The sequence below is a fragment of the Bradyrhizobium sp. KBS0727 genome (assembly GCF_005937885.2).
Classification (GTDB): domain Bacteria; phylum Pseudomonadota; class Alphaproteobacteria; order Rhizobiales; family Xanthobacteraceae; genus Bradyrhizobium.
In genome coordinates this window covers 3,746,611-3,763,170 of record NZ_CP042176.1, presented here as the reverse complement: position 1 = coordinate 3,763,170, position 16,560 = coordinate 3,746,611, and the positions used below count along the sequence as shown (strand labels likewise).

10 protein-coding genes and 1 pseudogene are annotated in these 16,560 nt (G+C 62.6%); 5 read left to right on the top strand and 6 right to left on the bottom strand.

The window, feature by feature from the left end:
* Window positions 1–93 precede the first annotated feature (93 nt).
* Window positions 94–2,202 (top strand): ATP-dependent DNA helicase RecG, encoded by a 2,109-nt coding sequence (gene recG, locus FFI89_RS17460; protein WP_138838621.1) that lies wholly within the window; start codon window positions 94–96, stop codon window positions 2,200–2,202.
* Between the two features lie 95 nt (window positions 2,203–2,297).
* On the opposite strand, the gene FFI89_RS17455 is transcribed toward recG, so the two are convergent.
* Together FFI89_RS17455 and glmS are read right to left on the bottom strand one after the other, a co-directional pair.
* Entirely contained in the window at window positions 2,298–3,065 is a 768-nt protein-coding gene (locus tag FFI89_RS17455; protein WP_138838619.1) for a DUF502 domain-containing protein, read from the bottom strand.
* A gap of 121 nt (window positions 3,066–3,186) precedes the next feature.
* Window positions 3,187–5,010, bottom strand: a complete 1,824-nt coding sequence (gene glmS / locus FFI89_RS17450; protein ID WP_138838617.1) for a glutamine--fructose-6-phosphate transaminase (isomerizing) — start codon at window positions 5,008–5,010, stop codon at window positions 3,187–3,189.
* Window positions 5,011–5,924: 914 nt separating this feature from the next.
* On the opposite strand from glmS, the gene FFI89_RS17445 reads away from it, so the two are divergent.
* The gene (locus tag FFI89_RS17445; RefSeq protein ID WP_138838615.1) at window positions 5,925–8,489 is read left to right on the top strand and encodes a GAF domain-containing protein; all 2,565 of its coding nucleotides are present in this window, start codon (window positions 5,925–5,927) and stop codon (window positions 8,487–8,489) included.
* Window positions 8,490–8,555: 66 nt separating this feature from the next.
* Here the strand turns inward: FFI89_RS17445 and FFI89_RS17440 are convergent, their stop codons facing one another.
* Window positions 8,556–9,689 (bottom strand): transporter substrate-binding domain-containing protein, encoded by a 1,134-nt coding sequence (locus FFI89_RS17440; RefSeq protein WP_168212918.1) that lies wholly within the window; start codon window positions 9,687–9,689, stop codon window positions 8,556–8,558.
* 456 nt (window positions 9,690–10,145) lie between these two features.
* A complete protein-coding gene (locus tag FFI89_RS17435) occupies window positions 10,146–10,826 on the bottom strand; it encodes a DUF2270 domain-containing protein (RefSeq protein ID WP_138838611.1) in 681 nt (226 codons plus the stop codon).
* Window positions 10,827–11,002: 176 nt separating this feature from the next.
* On the opposite strand from FFI89_RS17435, the pseudogene FFI89_RS17430 reads away from it, so the two are divergent.
* Window positions 11,003–11,242: pseudogene (locus tag FFI89_RS17430) on the top strand (F0F1 ATP synthase subunit A); the annotation flags it as partial.
* Between the two features lie 10 nt (window positions 11,243–11,252).
* Here the strand turns inward: FFI89_RS17430 and glmU are convergent.
* The gene (gene glmU, locus FFI89_RS17425; RefSeq protein WP_138838608.1) at window positions 11,253–12,611 is read right to left on the bottom strand and encodes a bifunctional UDP-N-acetylglucosamine diphosphorylase/glucosamine-1-phosphate N-acetyltransferase GlmU; all 1,359 of its coding nucleotides are present in this window, start codon (window positions 12,609–12,611) and stop codon (window positions 11,253–11,255) included.
* Between the two features lie 269 nt (window positions 12,612–12,880).
* Here glmU and FFI89_RS17420 point away from each other — a divergent pair, with 269 nt between their 5' ends.
* A complete protein-coding gene (locus FFI89_RS17420; RefSeq protein WP_138838606.1) occupies window positions 12,881–14,353 on the top strand; it encodes a hypothetical protein in 1,473 nt (490 codons plus the stop codon).
* Between the two features lie 103 nt (window positions 14,354–14,456).
* Complete coding sequence (locus FFI89_RS17415) at window positions 14,457–14,837, top strand: hypothetical protein (RefSeq protein WP_138838604.1); 381 nt, start codon at window positions 14,457–14,459, stop codon at window positions 14,835–14,837.
* Here the strand turns inward: FFI89_RS17415 and FFI89_RS17410 are convergent.
* Window positions 14,797–16,422, bottom strand: a complete 1,626-nt coding sequence (locus tag FFI89_RS17410; RefSeq protein WP_138838602.1) for a beta-(1-6) glucans synthase — start codon at window positions 16,420–16,422, stop codon at window positions 14,797–14,799. The two genes, FFI89_RS17415 and FFI89_RS17410, sit on opposite strands and share 41 nt — an antisense overlap.
* Between the last annotated feature and the right edge of the window lie 138 nt (window positions 16,423–16,560).

Here is a 16,560-nt window from a genome sequence, read left to right as displayed (position 1 = left end):
ACCGACGATGTCAGCCCTACTATTCCCCGATTTATCACCGGTATCGTCACTGCTGGGCTTGACCCGGCAATCCATCCTCTTGAAGAGGGATGTATGCGCCCCAGTCTGCTCAATCCCTTGTTTGCGCCGGTCACGACCCTGGCCGGCGTCGGGCCGAAACAGGACAAGTTGCTGCGTTATCTGCTGAGCCGCACCGAGACCCCGCGGCTGGTCGATTTGCTGCTGCATCTGCCGGCCAGCGTGATCGACCGCCGGGCCCGGCCGAAGATTCGCGACGCCGTGCAGGGAACCGTGGTGACGCTGGAGGTCACCGTCGATCGGCATCGCCCGCCTCCGCCGCGCAATGCACGCGCCCCCTTCCTGGTCTATGCCAGCGACGACACCGGCGACGTGGTGCTGACGTTTTTCCGCGCCAAGCCGGGCTATGTCGAGAAGCTGTTGCCGGTCGGCGAGAAGCGCTACGTTTCCGGCACGCTGCAGATGTACGACGGCATCCCGCAGATCGTGCATCCCGACCGCGTCATCGACGAGGCCGGCTTTGCCAAACTCACGGGCATCGATCCGGTCTATCCCCTGACCGAGGGCCTGGCGCTCGGTTCGCTGCGGCGGGCGATCGCGCAGGCGCTGACCAAGCTGCCCGAACTGCCGGAATGGATCAGCCCGGACGTGCTGCGCCGCTGCAAGTTTCCGCCGATCCGGGAAGCGCTGAACCGCGTCCACGTCCCGGTCGAATTGACAGATATCCTGCCCGACGGCCCGTTCTGGTCGCGACTGGCCTTTGACGAACTGCTCGCTGGCCAACTGGCGCTGGCACTGGTCCGCGCCCAGTTGCGGCGGCCGGCCGGCGACCGTCACGCCGGCGACGGCCATCTGCGCAGCAGGATCATCGACGCACTGCCCTACGCACTGACGACGTCGCAACGCGATGCGGTGGCCGCCATCACCGAGGATCTGCGCCAGCCGGTACGGATGCTGCGGCTGCTGCAGGGCGACGTCGGATCGGGCAAGACGGTGGTGGCACTCTTGGCCGCCGCCGCCGTCATCGAAGCCGGCAAGCAGGCGGCGCTGATGGCGCCGACCGAAATTTTGGCGCGCCAGCACATCAAGACCATCACGCCGCTCGCCGAGCGCGCGGGGCTCAGGGTCGCCATCCTGACCGGCCGCGAAAAGGGCAAGGAGCGCCGCGAGATTCTGGAGCGGCTGGAGGGCGGCGAGATTGATTTTCTGGTCGGCACCCATGCGCTGATCCAGGACGATGTGGTGTTCAAGGCGTTGGCGCTGGCGGTGGTCGACGAGCAGCACCGTTTCGGCGTCCGCGAGCGCCTCGCGCTCACCAACAAGGGCGAAGCGGTCGACGTTCTCGTGCTCAGCGCGACGCCGATCCCTCGCACGCTGGTGCTGACATATTTTGGCGACATGGACGTCTCCGAACTGCGCGAGAAGCCGACCGGCCGCCAGCCGATCGACACCCGCACGGTTCCGAACAGCCGGCTCGAGGAAGTCGTCGACGGCGTCGGCCGCGCGCTGAAGGCCGGCAAGCTCGTCTACTGGATCTGCCCGCTGGTCGAGGAATCCGAGGCCGAGGGCACCGAGCATCTCACCAATGCCACCGAGCGCTTTGAACGCCTGCGCGAACGGTTCGGCGACCGTGTTGGGTTGGTGCATGGCCAGATGAAGGGCACCGACAAGGACCGCGTGATGGCGCAGTTCGCCGCGCACGAGATCGGCCTTCTGGTCGCAACCACCGTGGTCGAGGTCGGCGTCGACGTGCCCGCCGCCTCGATCATGGTGATCGAGAACGCCGAACGGTTCGGGCTGGCGCAATTGCACCAGTTGCGTGGCCGGATCGGCCGCGGTTCCGAAGCCTCGACCTGCCTCTTGCTCTACAAGGAGCCGCTCGGCGAGATGTCCACCGCTCGTCTGAAAGTGATCCGCGAGACCACCGACGGCTTTCGGATCGCCGAGGAGGACCTGAAGCTGCGCGGCGAAGGCGACGTGCTCGGCATCCGCCAGAGCGGCCTGCCCGGCTATCGCATCGCGCGGTCGGAGGTCCACGGCCAGCTCGTCACGCAGGCGCGCGACGAGGCGCTGCGGATACTCAAGGACGATCCGAAGCTCCGCGGCGAGCGAGGCGAAGCGCTGCGCTGTCTGCTGTATCTGTACGAGCGCGACGAGGCTGTGCCGTTGATTGGGGCTGGGTGATTTTCTCGCTGTCATTCCGGGGCGCATCGAAGATGCGAACCCGGAATCTCGAGATTCCGGGTCTGCGCTTCGCGCATCCCGGAATGACAGTGAGACTACTCCACCTTCGCAGGCTGCAGCGAGGCCGAGTTCGCCACGCGCGCGGCGTTCGCCATGCCGGCCAGCGCCGCCACTTTCTTCTGCTGATCGGAGCCGGGCTGCACCACGCCGGCCGACATGATCAGGGTCGCGGCATCTTCGGCGCTCATGTCGACTTCGATGATCTTGCTTCTTGGAACGTAGAAAAAGAATCCCGTGGTCGGGTTCGGCGCGCAGGGCAGGAACACCGATATCTGTTCCTCGCCGCCGGGCAGCTTGTTGGCGATCTCGACGCTTGGCGGCTGCGAGATCAGCACGATCGACCACATCCCCGGCGACGGGAATTCGACCAGGCCGACGCGACGAAAGCTCGATCCCGAACCCGAGAACAGCGTCTCGAACACCTGCTTCAGGCCGCGATAGATCGCCCGCACCACCGGCATCCGCCCCAGCAGCCGTTCGCCGAGATCGACCAGCGTGCGTCCAATCAGGTTGGCCGTGAGGAAGCCCAGCAGCGTCAGCGCGATCACGGCGACGATCAGGCCGGAACCCGGCAGGCCGAACGGCAGGTAGGTTTCCGGCCGGTAGGCCGTGGGTACGAAGGGGCGGACCAGGTTGTCGACCCAGTTCACGAACCACCAGGTCAGGTAAAACGTAATGGCGATGGGCCCGGCGACGATCAGCCCGGTCAGGAAATAGTTGCGGAACCGGGCCATTAGCCCCCGCGGGTGATCGGGCAGGATGTCTTCGGGGGGAGCGTTCAGGGGCAGTTCTTCGCGGTTCATTGCGGTTCCAGATAGTCGGACGGCCATTATCGCCACATCAGGGCGCGGGACGCCCTCACGGCAGCTAAGTCATCCTAGCAGCTTTTTGAAGGGCCAGCGTGACAGCCGGACGGCCATGCGACTATTCGACCGTGACCGACTTGGCGAGATTTCGCGGCTGGTCGACGTCGGTGCCCATCACCACGGCGGTATGATAGGCCAAGAGCTGCACCGGGACGGCGTAGACCATCGGCGTAAATGTCGCGGCCATGTCGGGCAGGATGATCGTGACCAGGGATTCGACGGTCGCTTCCGCCGCCCCCTTGGCGTCGGTCATCAGGATGATGTTGCCGCCGCGGGCGGCGACTTCCTGCATGTTGGAGACGGTCTTCTCGAACACCCGGTCGAACGGCGCGATCACCACGACCGGCATGTTCTCGTCGATCAGCGCGATCGGCCCGTGCTTGAGCTCGCCCGCCGCATAGCCTTCGGCGTGGATATAGGAAATTTCCTTCAGCTTCAGCGCCCCTTCCAGCGCCAGCGGATAGCTGGTGCCGCGGCCGAGATAGAGCACGTCCTTGGATTTCGAAATCTCGCGCGCGAGCTTTTCGATCTGCGGCTCGATGGTGAGCGCCGCCGCCATCAGGCGCGGAATTTCAATGAGGCCCTGGACGAGCTTGGCTTCGTCGGCATCCGACAATTCGCCCCTCGCCTTGCCGGCGGCAACCGCCAGCGAAGCCAGCACCATCAACTGGCAGGTGAAGGCCTTGGTCGAGGCAACGCCGATTTCGGGACCAGCCAGCGTCTGCAGCACGGTCTCGCTTTCGCGCGCGATCGTCGAGGTCGGGACGTTGACCACCGAAAGCGTGTGGACGCCCGCCGCCTTGGCATAGCGCAGCGCCGCCAGCGTGTCGGCGGTCTCGCCGGACTGCGAAATGCAGATCGTGAGATCGCCCTTGCGCAGCGGCGCCTCGCGATAGCGGAATTCGGAAGCGACATCGATTTCGACCGGCACGCGGCCGAGCCGCTCGAACCAGTATTTGGCGACGTAGCCCGCATAGCTCGCGGTGCCGCAGGCGACGATCGATATGCGCTGGATGTCCTTGAAGTCGAACGGCAGCTTCGGCAGCACGACGCGCTCGCTCGCCATGTCGACATATCTGGCAAGGGTATGCCCGACCACTTCCGGCTGCTCGTGGATTTCCTTGGCCATGAAGTGACGATAGTTCGCCTTGTCGACCAGGAACGACGACGCGCCCGACTTCAGCACCTCGCGATTGGCGACGACGCCCTGCTCGTCGTAGATCACGCTGACTTCGCGGGACAGCACCACCCAGTCGCCGTCCTCGAGATAGCTGATGGTGTCGGTGAACGGCGCCAGCGCGATCGCGTCCGAACCCAGATACATTTCGCCATCGCCATGGCCGACCGCGAGCGGCGAGCCCTTGCGGGCGCCGATCATCAGATCGTTATGGCCCTTGAACACGAACGCCAGCGCGAACGCACCGCGCAGTTGCGGCAGCGATTTCCTCACCGCCTCTTGCGGCGAATCGCCGTTGAGCAAATAGGAATTGACGAGATGCGCGACCACTTCGGTGTCGGTCTCGCTGGAGAACTTGGCGCCCTGCTTCTCGAGCATGGTGCGCAGTTCGCGAAAATTCTCGATGATGCCGTTGTGCACGACCGCGACGTTTTCGGTCGCATGCGGATGCGCATTGCTTTCGGTCGGCTTGCCGTGGGTGGCCCAGCGGGTGTGGCCGATGCCGGTATGGCCGGTGAGCGGTTCGGACTGCAGCCGCTTTTCCAGATTCTTGAGTTTGCCCTCGGCGCGGCGCCGCTCCAGGTGGTCGCCTTCCAGCGTGGCGACGCCCGCGGAATCGTAACCGCGATATTCCAGGCGTTTGAGCGAATCCACCAGCAGCTCCGCGACCGGGCTGCGTCCGAGAATGCCGACAATGCCGCACATGCGGTTGAATATCCCCAAATCGTCGAAAATTCGCCAAATCAGCGCCCGGTTCTCTTAACGAAAAACGGCGCCGTCCAGATACTCAATAATTATTGCGGATTGAGACAGCGTTAAACGGAAAGCTTAACAAGCCGCCCAACCCGGCTAGGTCGTCATTCCGGGGCGCGAAGCGAACCCGGAATCTCGAGATTCCGGGTTCGATGCTTCGCATCGCCCCGGAATGACGATGGATAGATACAGTTTCGCGATCTCGCGGCATGAACTGCCCGAGGTTTACCAGAAACGCTGCCCTCTGAAAACAGAGGGCGCAGGGAAGACCGGGCGCGCGCTGCACCCGCGGTCTCGCGTGCGATTGTGCAAAACAAAGCTGCACACGAGCATACAGGTTCAGCGGAGAACACCCGGCCTTCCCTGCGCAATGGCTTTACGGCTTATACGTGATCGCCCTGGTGACCGGCTTGCTTGCCACCATCACCGGCGAGAACTTTCGTTCCCGCACGACTTGACGCCAGCACCGGGGCGTCAGGCCCATACGACTTCACCGTACGCAAATGCCGCGCTCGTCAGTCGCAGCCTTCGCGTCCACCGCATCCCACCGCACGGTCGTGACGATCGCGATCGCCCCTCTTGTCGCGGTAGACGGGCGGAGTTGAACCACTGATTTGCCCGACGGCCAAAGCGAAATATTTTTTCGCGAGGGGCTGGACAGACTTTTGGTGATTTGACCGACGGGTTGATTTGTCGCAGAGCGAGAAATGAATTCGTCCTTGCAGCATAGCTGCTGGCTGATGACCGTGCCCCGAGAATGGTCGCGCTCGGAGGCGGTTACCGCGAATCGCCGGGCTATACGGACGCACGGCGATTGAGTAACATTGGCTTGATTTAGTGGCTTTCCGGCTGGGGGGCGCTGTTTCATGGCCAAGCGCGAGCGAGCGGTTCATAAACTTGCGGCCAGGCCTAAGCGGGCGCACAAACCTGCGACCGCTGGAGCCGCCAATCCTGAAAAAATCATCGCAACCCTTCGGCGTGAACTGACGCAAGCGCTGGAGCGGCAGAAAGCGACCAGCGGCATTCTCGATGTCATTAATCGATCCGCTTTCGAACTTCAGCCTGTCCTCGACAGCATTGTGCAGACCGCTAGCCGGCTTTGCGACGCCGAATATGCCTTGATCTACAAGCGCGATGGTGACGAGTACCATGTCGCCGCCACGACCAATACTGCGCCTGATTTTGTCAACTACGCGTCCAGCCATCCCATCCGTCCCGGGCGCGGCACGCTGATCGGCCGCACCGCGCTGGAGCAGACCACCATTCATATCCCGGACTGCCTGACCGATCCCGAGTATTCGGCGATCGAGTACCAGAGCAAAGGCAAATACCGCACCATGCTCGGCATTCCTCTTCAACGAGAAAGCGTGCCCATCGGTGTTATTGCGCTGATGCGCAGCGTTGTTAAGCCGTTCACCGGAGAGCAGATCGAGCTTGTTTCGACCTTTGCGGCGCAAGCCGTGATCGCTATCGAGAACGTACGGCTGTTCGATGAAGTTCAGGCGCGCACAGAGGACTTGCGCGAATCGCTGCAACAGCAGACCGCGACGGCCGACGTGTTGAAAGTCATCAGCCGCTCGACCTTCGACTTGCAGACGGTCCTGCAAACGCTGGTTGAATCGGCGGCGCGGCTCTGCGAAGCCGACAATGGGACGATCACGCGGCAGGACCAGGGAGTGTTCTATCGGGCGGAGGCCTTTGGCTTCTCGCGCAAATTCCTGGACGTTGTCAGGCGCATTCCGGTCGAACCAAGCAGAGGTTCTGTGGCCGGCCGCGCGCTTCTTGAAGGCAAGCTGGTTCACATTCCGGACGTGTCGGACGATCCGGAATACACCTTCACGTCGGAAATCGGCCTGGATCAATTCCGCACCGCTCTCGGCATTCCGATGCTGCGCGAGGGTGTGCCGATTGGCGTCCTTACCCTGTCACGCTCCGAAGCGCGCCCATTCACCGACAAACAGATCGAATTGGTCACGACATTTGCCGACCAGGCAGCGATTGCTATCGAGAACGTAAGGCTGTTCGACGAGGTACAGGCGAAGACCCGCGATCTCACGGAGGCGCTGACCTACCAGACCGGAAGCGCCAATATTCTGAAGGTCATCGCTTCCTCGCCGACCGATGTTGGGCCGGTCCTCAGGGCTATTGTGGAAAATGCCTGCGAGCTTTGCGATGCCTATGACTCCGTCGTACTGCTAAGGGATGGCGATCAGTTGCGTATCAGCGCGCACCATGGTCCGATACCGATGAGTATCGACAAATGGCCGATCAACCGAGGATGGACCGCCGGCCGCGCCTTTGTCGACCAGAAGCCGGTGCACGTGCACGACCTCCTCGCCGAAGGCGACGAATTTCCCGACGGCCGCGAACTGTCGCAACGCATGGGTCACCGCACTATCCTCAGCGTGCCGATGTTGCGTGAGGGCGATAGCATCGGAGCGATCGTTCTCCGCCGCACCGAAGTCCATCCGTTCAGCGATAAACAGATTGCTCTGCTGCAGACTTTCGCCGATCAGGCGGTGATCGCGATCGGCAATGTCCGCATGTTCGAACAGGTGCAGCAACGCACCAAGGAGTTGTCGCAGTCGCTCAACGACTTGCGCACCGCGCAGGATCGCCTCATTCAAACCGAGAAACTGGCGTCGCTCGGCCAGCTCACCGCGGGCATTGCACACGAGATCAAGAACCCGCTCAATTTCGTCAATAATTTCTCCGCTCTGTCAGCGGAACTCGTCGAGGAACTTGACGACGTGCTCAAGCCCGCGTCGCTCGACGACAAGACGCGCGCGGAGACGGACGAACTTACCCACATGCTGAAAGGGAATCTCGAAAAAGTGGTGCAACACGGCAAGCGCGCCGACCTGATCGTCAAGAACATGCTGCTGCATTCCCGCGAGGGTTCCACCGAGCGTCGGCAGGTCAATCTCAACGGCCTTGTGGAGGAATGCCTCAACCTTGCCTATCACGGTGCCCGAGCCGAAAATCAGGAATTCAAGATGAACCTGGAGCGGTCTTTTGATCCAACCATCGGCAGGGTCGATCTGTTTCCGCAGGAGATGACGCGGGTCCTTCTCAACCTGATTTCGAACGGTTTCTATGCGGCAACGAAGCGCAAGACGGAAACGAAACTTAATGGCTACGAGCCTACCCTGGCGGCTGCGACCAAGAACCTTGGCGACCGCGTTGAGATCAGGATTCGGGACAACGGCGGCGGCATTCCCGCCGACGTGATCGATAAGATATTCAACCCGTTCTTTACGACCAAGCCACCCGGCGAAGGAACCGGTCTTGGTCTCTCGCTGAGCCACGACATTGTCGTCAAGCAGCACACCGGGTCGATTGAGGTCGATACCCGGCCCGGCGAATACACCGAATTCAAGATCACCCTGCCGCGCAACCCAACCACAAGCGGCACCGGAGCAAGCACGTGAGCCTTCTCATTCTCGTCGGTGACGACGGGCCTTGAAGGTGCCGGTCCCGATGATGACCGGCGGCGCCTAGTTTTTGCCGAACCACTCATCGTAGATCTTTTGGTATCTGCCGTTTTCGCGCAATGCCAGGAGCGCTTCATTCACCTGCTTGCGCAACGGACTGTCGGTTGGGAAGACGATACCGTAGTCTTCCTTGTGGAATACACCGCCGACGACTTGCGCCAATCCCTTACCGTCATGCGCTACGTAATAGAGGATCGCCGGCCCATCAAACACGACGGCGTCGACCTGCTTTTCCAGCAGTGCGTCGTAGACGGCATCAAGGCTCTCGAACTCACGGACCTGAGCTTTGTTCTCACTCAGATAGGCGGCGGCCGTGCTGGCTCGCGTCGTGCCGACATTCCGGCCAACCAGATCCTGCGGCCCATTGATCGATCCCCTGATTTTTTGCACGGTCAGTGATGCCGTGAGCTGCGCGGTATAGAAGGCCACGAACACTACCGCCGTAAACATCCAAAGCACCGCAACAATCCGGGCCATCCAGTGCCGGGGCATCTGGTCGGCCTGTGTCGCGAGGGTGCCCGCGGCCCAGAACATCGCATGGAAAATTCCCGGAAAATAGTTTTTGCTTGGAACGATTCCGTTGCGATGGTGTCGCTCCACCACCCAGACCAGATGTGCGGGGATCATGATCAGAAGCAACGCGATGCCGAGCCAGATCAGGAGGGTGCGGGAGAAGAACAATCTCATCAGATGCACCGGACTTGGCTCGGCATTCTCGGCGGCGCCGCGCACCAGGATTTGCAGGCCGGCATTCAGGATCGGCTGGGAGAAATCGAACCGGCTCTCGCGTTCTGAGGTGATCGAAATAGCCGCAATGCCGAGATCAGCCCGACCGTTTCCCACGGCATCCAGCACCTCACCCACGTCGGACATGACAAGGTATTCCGTCTCACGATTTAGCCGTGCCGAAATGCTGTTCCAGAGATCAATGCTGAATCCTCGGAGGGCACCCTTGTCCTCGATGACCATGGGTGCCACCACTCGCGTGGCCACGCGGAGCTTCGAGGCACTTCCCTGCGCCGACGATCCCGGGACGCAGAAGGCAAGCAGTGCCAGGATTACGCAGATCCGCGCGAAGGCCGACGCAACTATGGCATCCAACGGGTGCAACCAGATCGAGAGAATCAGACGTAGCATCAGATCGCCCCTACTCTCGTAAATTCGATACATCCTGAACAGGGAAGCCAGACCGACGAGCCCAAAGGAATTGGCGGTGCGGGCATGACGGGTAGACTGCGTTTGGCAGACGACCACAATGACATCGTCTGCCTTGGGGCGCAGGAATATTTAGTCTTCCTTCGGTTTTTTCCCCCGCGTCTTCAGCTCGCGATACTTTGTCGCCCCGCCTTCGCGGATACTTTGCGGGCTGCGCTCGACCGCCATCGCATCATCAGAATTACGGAATTACGGTGCCAGTGGACTTATTTCCCCGTTTGGCGCTTTCCGTTCTCACCCCTGCTTGAGTTCGGCCTCTGCGAGGATGCACGCAAAGATTAGGGTCAGTTAATTAAATGCACCGAAATTCATGTCCGGTGACGGGGTTTCAAGTCGCCTATGGCGCTGACGAATTAGGTCAGCCCCGGCTCCCGCTCACTAACCCATCGCCACCGCGTCGCGGTTAGCCCCGTGCGTGCGCCGGTCGAGCCACATCGTGCCGAGCGCGAACGCGAGCCAGCCGAAATTGTAGACAAAGCCCACTATCAGGACCACCCAGCCGGGAATCGGGCCGACGGCGGCGCGATCGACAAATTCTGCCAAGGTCGCCGCAGGCGTCGGATGGATTGCTATTTTGCCGTAATAGGCAACTGCCTGAACGACGAGAATCCAGACGTAGTTGCGACGTAACCGCCGCCCTGCAGCGCGGAGAAACGAAATGTGATGGCGAGGCGCGGTGTAGTCGTGCGCGAGAACCACCTGCCAGCTGTTGTCGCGCGCTTCACCGGTCAATATTGGCGCGTAGAAATTCGTCTCTAGCCAGCGAGTTCGGGCGCGCCAGACATTGAAGTAGCGATAACGCCGCGCTTCCATACCGAGAAACACCGCAATCAGCAGCCCTACGAGCAGGAGTGGCAGCGGCGAAGCCTCCGGGCTGGAAAAGGTCGTCGACAGCGCGATGCCCATCGTGACAATCGACCAATTGGTCGTGTTGTCGAGCCGCGTTCGCCAGATCGTCGAGCGATAGACTTCTCCACGGTAGAGATGAGCGATGGCGCCCATTTCGGCGGGATCGAATGTGCGTCGGGGCTTTGCCTCGTTGGAATCGATATGAGACATGACGGGCCTCCGGTTGTCCGAGCAACATTTCCGCAAATGACCGGCGCTGACGGCGGACAGGCCACATCATCGACGACGGTGAATCTATCCGGAATTGTGACACCACGACTATGGTTGCTCTGAGCCAGATTTACCAGCATCAGGTCCAAGAATAGCGCGGCGCACCGCAGCATCCGCACAGCCTGCGCCTGTTCGCCAATATGCTGGCCGGCCACATCGCGCTAAAAGTGTTCGCGGGCTTTATCGCGATGCTCGGCGTCGCGTTCGGCGCCATCGGCTGGATCGGCGGTGTGCTGCCGCTGGGGCTCACCGTCGCGCTCACCGCGCTCGAACTGCTGGTCGCATTCCTGCAGGACTACGTGTTTGCCATCCTCGCCTGCATCCACCTCAACGGGGCCATCCATCCGGGCCATTGACGTCGGGGGCCTAGCCTTCCTTCGGTTTCTTGCCGCGCATCTTCAACTCGCGATAGCGCGTCGCCCCGCCTTCGCGGATGCTTTGCGGGCTGCGCTCGACCGCCATGGCGTCGTCGGGCACGTCGCGGGTGATCACCGAGCCGGAGCCGATATAGGCGCCGGTGCCGATCTTCACGGGGGCGACCAGCGAGGTGTTGGTGCCGATGAAGGCGCCGGCACCGATGATGGTCTTGTTCTTGGCAAAACCGTCATAGTTGCAGGTGATGGTGCCGGCGCCGAGATTGGCCTTGGCGCCGACATGGGCGTCGCCGACATAGGACAGGTGATTGACCTTGGCGCCGGCCTCGATGGTCGCGGCTTTGGTCTCGACGAAATTGCCGAGCTTGGAGCCATCGCCCATCGAAGTGCCGGGCCGCATCCGCGCATAGGGGCCGATCTGCACGTTCTTGCCGATCGATGACTGTACGATGTGGCTGAACGAATGGATCACGGTTCCGTCGCCGATGCTGACGCCGGGACCGATCACCACGAACGGCTCGATGGTGACATCGCTGCCGAACGTGGTGTCGGCTGAGAAAAACACCGTCTCGGGCGCGATCAGCGTCACGCCGGCGTCGAGGGCGGCCTGGCGCAGCCGCGCCTGCATCACAGCTTCCGCCTCTGCGAGCTGGGCCTTGTTGTTGATCCCGCGCACTTCATCCTCGTTGGTTTCGATCACGACGGCCTCCAATCCCATTTGCCTGACAATGGCTACCGCATCGACCAGATAATACTCGCGCTTGCTGTTGGCATTGCCGATCTTGTTGATGATCTCGAGCGCAAGGCGGCCGTCGAACGCCATTACCCCGGCGTTGCACAGCGTCACCTTGCGTTCCTCGGGCGTAGCATCGGCATGCTCGCGGATCGCCACCAGGTGGTCGCCTTCGAGCAGCAGGCGGCCATAGCCGGTCGGATCGGCGGCGCGGAAGCCGAGCACGGCGAGCGCCGCGCCGTTGGCGAGCGGCGCGCGCAGCCGTGCGAAGGTTTCGGCCGAGATCAAAGGCGTATCGCCGAACGCCACCAGCAAATCGTCGGCGCCGCGGGCAATCGCCTCGCGCGCCGCCAGCACTGCATGGGCGGTGCCGAGCCGTTCGGCCTGGATGAAGGTCGCCGCATCCGGGCGGACCCGCGCCACCTCGTCGGCGACCGCCTTGTGGTTCGGCCCGACCACGACCGCAAGCGCGGCCCCCGCGCCGTGCGGGGCCGCATCCAGCACATGGGCCAGCAGCGACTGGGAGGCGACGGGATGCAGCACCTTCGGCAGCGCCGATCGCATGCGCGTGCCCTCACCGGCCGCAAGCACTACCGTCAGGCTGGAACGAGCCGTCATTTTGATCCCTGGAGCCCCTTTTGGTTATGATTGAATCAGAACCGGGCTCCACTCTCTTGTTTTGACGCGTTTTCTTTACACGAACCGGCATCCACTTCGCTCGAAAACGCTATAGCGAACACGTCGGATGGCGCCGGCCTCTTTAATTGTTTTCCGTGGCAGATCAAACCGATTCGCCACCCCGCAAAGCTCCGGATTCAGGAACACGCCGGATTTCCTGTTAATGTTTGCCGTGTGATTCGGCAGGCCTGAGGGAGGGCCAGGAACGCTTGGCCAGGGATTCAGACCATCTCGCAGACGACTTCGACACCGATAACACCGGCGGCCTGCTGAGCGGCTTGTTGGCGGAGGAAGACGACCTCGACCGTCGCGCGCTGTGGCGGCTCGGCTCGTGGGGCGTCGGCGCGGTCGGCGCCGTGGTGGTGGCGGTGATGGCCAACCAGTCGTCGCTCGGCTTGAAGCGCGAGCAGATGGCGGCGGCCGAACTGTCCCGGCAGGCGCAGCAGATCCAGGTGACAGCGAAGGAAAACCAGAGCGAGACCCGGCGTCTCGCCAGCGCGGTCGATACTCTGAACGGCGACCGCGACCGGCTGTATTCCCGCGTTACCAGCCTGGAACAGGGGCTGGATTCCGTCACCGGCTCGTTCATCCGGCAGCTTCCCCCTACTGCAGCGGCGGCGGGTCCCGCGCCCGCACTCTCCGCACCATCAGCCGCAACGACGCCTGCGCCGGTCGTCGGACCGGTCGCCACCGCCGCACCCACGACCGAAAAACCGGCGACGAAGGCCACGGCTCCGGAGCCAAGCCCTGCCACCGTTGCCTCGGTGGCCAAGGACCCGCTCAAGACAGAGTCCGGCAAGGCCGAGAAGACCGACGCGGCCAAAGCAGAAGCCGCCAAATCCGACGTCGCGAAGCTCGAGCCGGCCAAACTCGAGCCGGCCAGGACCGACGCACCCAAGGTGGATGTTGCCAAAGCTGACATTGCCAAGGCGGATGCTGCTGCCAAAGCTGATGCTGGCAAGATCGATGCTGGCAAGGCAGACGTCGCCAAAGCCGATGCCGCCAAAACCGATCCCGGCAAGCCGGAAGCCGCCAAGGCTGCGGCCGCGACCCCGCTGGTGGCCGCGAAATCGTTCATGGCCCCGCCCGACCCCTCCGCCACAAAACTGATCGAGCCGAACAAGCCCGTCAGCCCGGTCACGGCCAGCCCTATCCCGGAAGTCGTGGCCTCGGCACCGCCTTCCAGCGACGAGGAAGCGGAAGACGCCGCCACGCCGAAAGTTGCCCTGCAGCGAACCGAGTTCGGGGTCGATCTCGGCGCCGCCAATTCGGTCAACGGGCTGCGAGCGCTGTGGCGCGGGTTGTTGAAGTCGCGGTCGAATGCGTCGCTGCAGGCGCTACGCCCGGTCATCATGATCAAGGAAGGCACCAACGGGCTCGGCATGCAGTTGCACCTGGTGGCAGGCCCGCTCAACGACGCCGGCGCCGCCGCCAAGATCTGCGCGGTCATGACCGAAAACAATCGCACCTGCGACACCACCGTCTTCGACGGCCAGCGGCTCTCGTTCAGGGACGATGTCACGCCGGCGCCGGCGCCGCCCTCCAAGCCCGCGTCTCACAAACGCGGCACGTCGAAGCGGGCGGCGGCCACAGCGCCCGTCGAGGAACCCAAGAAGCCGGAAACGACGTCGTCAATTTCGTCGTCGATTTCGACGATGTTCGGTCGAAAGAACTCGCAATAACCTTCGTCTACACAATGCGTTACGGCCGATCTTTCACCGTTTTTGACACCGACACCGCAAGCCGCGGCTTGTCCCCGGCGCCATTCCCGAGCATATTCCCGCGATGAAAAAAACTCCGTTCCGGCTGACGCCCTATCAGGTGCAATTTCTGTTGGTGATCGGCTTCGTGACCGTCGGTTACGCGCTGTATCTGCGCTATCTCGCGGTCGAACTCTCCACCACGGCGCTGGCCTGCGACGCCGGCCTCCAGACCATGCTGTGCAAGGCGCGGACGCTCGCCACCTCGCTGTTCAAGAATTCGGTGTTCGGCATCGTCGCGCTGGTGATTGCGACGCTTCACGTCATGCGGCCTTCGATCGTGCTGTTGACCGGCGGGCTGATCGCGGCTGGCCTCGGCATCGTGCTCTACAATATTGCGCTGTCGGGTCTTGCGATCGGGCTGCTTATTTTGGGATTTGCACGGCCCGCGCCCGCCACAGCGTAAGCGCCAGACCCAGGTAGACCGCGCAGGTCCACATCGACTGCCAGTTCTGCGCGCCCTCATTGAAACCCATAAAGAGCGCGGCTGCGACCAGCACGCCGGCAAAGGCGGATTCGGCAATCGGGCGTACGCCCTCCTTCGGCCGGTTGACCAGCATCAGCGCGGCGAACGGCACCACCGCCATGGTCAGCGAGGCGAACGGAAAATCCTTGTAACGGGGATCGAAAGCGAATCCGAGCGCGGTCTCGGCGGCGATCAGCGTGGTCACGATTAGGACCAAGCCCAGCAGCACCGTCAACGCCGATCGGGTGCGGCCATCGCGCGGGCCCAGCAATTCCAGGAAGGTCGGCAACGGCCGCCCCGACATCGCGGCGTAGGCGCACAATATCGGCGAGAGAATGCCTGCGGCGAGCAGCGCGCCCCATTGCAGCCAGCCGCCGATCCCGTAGCTCTCGTAGACCATCTTGTCGGCGGCGATCCCGAGCAGCATGCCGGCTGTCGTCGCCGAGGTTCCGACCGCGACCCATGACATGAAACGTGGCTGCCACGGCCGCCGGCGCAAGGTCAGCCAGCCCGTCAGGAACACGACGAAGCTGAGCGCCATGCCGCACCCCATGTCCCATTTCCAGAGCGGGTAATTGCTGATCGGCACGCCCGGCGGATATTTCACGGCGCGCTTGACCGCATCGAACAGGCCCCAATAGCCGCCGACGGTGCCTTCGAGCTGGCGTTTCCACGGCTGGTCATAGGCCTCGATCAGGTTGACGCGAAAGCCTTCGCGCTTGGCGAGGTCGAGAATTTCGGAGACCACGCGCGCCTGGTTGGTACGCGACGGCAGCGCGCCCTCGCGCATCCGCCCGGCACTCGGCCAGCCGGTTTCGCCGATCAGGATTTCCTTGCCCGGAAACGCCACCGCCATCCGCTTGCGGATGTCGTCAACGTGGCTGGCGGCGAACTTCGCCCGCACCGGCATGTCCTCCCAGTACGGCAGGATATGAATGGTGACGAAATCGACCGCCTCATAGACTTCGCGGTTGCGCAGCCAGAATTCCCAGACGTCGGCATAGGTCACAGGCACCGTGACCTGCGCCTTGACGCTGCGGATGTTGGCGGCGAGATCCGCCGTGGTCATCTCACCGCGCAGCAGCACCTCGTTGCCGACCACCAGCGCGGAAATGACACCGGGAAATTGCTTGGTCAGGCTGACCGCGGTCGAAATCTGGGAAAAGTTCTTCAGCCGGTTGCTCGAGAGCCAGATGCCCTGAATGACCTTCAGGCCGACCTTGGCGGCCTGCGCCGGAACCTGGTCGAGCCCGTTCTCGATCGAATAGGTGCGCACGCAGTCGGTGATCGCAGCAAGCTGCGCCAGGTCCTGCGCGATCTGTTCCGGCGCGATATGGGTGGCCGGAGCCAGCGGCGACTGCAGGTCGCGGAACGGCGCATAGGAAACGCATTGCAGCTTGGCATTGGGATCGATCGGCGCGCGCGACAACATGATCGGCGTGGCCGCCCACCACCACAGCGCCGCAATCATACCAAGGGATAAAACGAGAAGCGCCAGCGGCGTGCGAAGAGAAATCGGTTCCATCCTCCGGGCGGGGCCCCGTCGATTAGCCGTTCACCGGCGATCTGCCAAGATACACAATAGCGGGATTTGCGCTTCTTCCCTGCGGCGATTTTACCAAGAAGCGATAAAGTTGTGAGTTTGCTGGACAAAATCCGAAAT